The sequence below is a fragment of the Atlantibacter hermannii genome (assembly GCF_009907385.1).
Lineage (GTDB): Bacteria > Pseudomonadota > Gammaproteobacteria > Enterobacterales > Enterobacteriaceae > Atlantibacter > Atlantibacter hermannii_A.
Genome location: NZ_JAAATR010000085.1, coordinates 1 through 1,815 on the forward strand (window position 1 = coordinate 1; position 1,815 = coordinate 1,815).

At 64.4% G+C, this 1,815-nt stretch carries 1 protein-coding gene; it reads left to right on the plus strand.

Annotation, left to right across the window (positions count from 1 at the left end):
- On the plus strand, positions 1-1,795 hold a 1,795-nt coding region (locus GV764_RS19195; RefSeq protein WP_114091379.1), incomplete at its 5' end, for a Tn3 family transposase.
- Positions 1,796-1,815 lie beyond the last annotated feature (20 nt).

Here is a 1,815-nt window from a genome sequence, read left to right on the forward strand (position 1 = left end):
TGCCTCATCGCTAACTTTGCAACAGTGCCAGCTGCGGGCCGCTCCCGCCGCGAAGGACGTGCTCGACGCCATCGAGGTGCTGCGCGGCATGAACAGCGACAACGCCCGCAAGGTGCCCGCCGACGCGCCGACCGAGTTCATCAAGCCGCGCTGGCAGAAGCTGGTCATGACCGACACCGGCATCGACCGGCGCTACTACGAACTGTGCGCGCTGTCGGAGATGAAGAACGCGTTGCGTTCCGGCGACATCTGGGTGCAGGGGTCGCGCCAGTTCAAGGACTTCGAGGACTACCTGGTGCCGCCCGCGAAATTCGCCAGCCTCAAGCAGGCCAGCGAATTGCCGCTGGCCGTGGCCACCGACTGCAACCGGTACCTGAACGACCGGCTGACGCTGCTGGAAACACAGCTTGCCACCGTCAACCGTATGGCGACGGCCAACGAGCTGCCGGACGCCATCATCACCGAGTCAGGCTTGAAGATCACGCCGCTCGACGCGGCGGTACCCGACACCGCCCAAGCGCTGATCGACCAGACGGCAATGATCCTGCCGCACGTCAAGATCACCGAACTGCTGCTGGAGGTGGACGAATGGACGGGCTTCACTCGGCATTTCGCGCATCTGAAATCGGGCGACCCGGCCAAAGACAAGAACCTGTTGCTGACCACGATCCTCGCCGACGCGATCAACCTGGGCCTGACCAAGATGGCGGAGTCTTGCCCCGGCACGACCTACGCCAAGCTGGCTTGGCTGCAAGCCTGGCACATCCGCGACGAAACCTACGGGGCGGCGCTGGCCGATCTGGTCAACGCACAGTTCCGCCATCCCTTCGCCGAGCACTGGGGCGACGGCACCACCTCATCGTCGGACGGCCAGAACTTCCGCACCGGCAGCAAGGCCGAGAGCACCGGCCACATCAACCCGAAATACGGGAGCAGCCCAGGGCGGACGTTCTACACCCACATTTCTGACCAGTACGCGCCATTTCACACCAAGGTCGTGAACGTCGGCGTGCGCGATTCGACCTACGTGCTCGACGGCCTGCTGTACCACGAGTCCGACTTGCGGATCGAGGAGCATTACACCGACACGGCGGGCTTCACCGATCACGTCTTCGCCCTGATGCACCTCCTGGGCTTCCGCTTCGCGCCGCGCATCCGCGACCTGGGCGACACCAAGCTCTACATCCCGAAGGGCGACGCCGCCTATGACGCGCTGAAACCCATGATCGGCGGCACGCTCAACATCAAGCACGTCCGCGCCCATTGGGACGAAATCCTGCGGCTGGCCACCTCGATCAAGCAGGGCACGGTGACGGCCTCCCTGATGCTCCGAAAGCTCGGCAGCTACCCACGCCAGAACGGCCTGGCCGTGGCGCTCCGCGAGCTGGGCCGCATCGAGCGCACGCTGTTCATCCTGGACTGGCTGCAAAGCGTGGAACTGCGCCGCCGCGTGCATGCCGGCCTGAACAAGGGCGAGGCGCGCAATGCGCTGGCCAGGGCAGTGTTTTTCAACCGCCTGGGTGAAATCCGCGACCGCAGTTTCGAGCAGCAGCGCTACCGGGCTAGCGGCCTCAATCTGGTAACGGCTGCCGTCGTGTTGTGGAACACGGTCTATCTGGAACGGGCTGCGCACGCGCTGCGTGGCAACGGCCATGCCGTTGATGACGCGCTGTTGCAGTACCTGTCGCCGCTCGGTTGGGAGCACATCAACCTCACCGGCGATTACCTCTGGCGCAGCAGCGCCAAGATCGGCGCGGGCAAGTTCAGGCCGCTACGACCGCTGCAACCGGCTTAGCGTGCTTTATTTAATGAGAT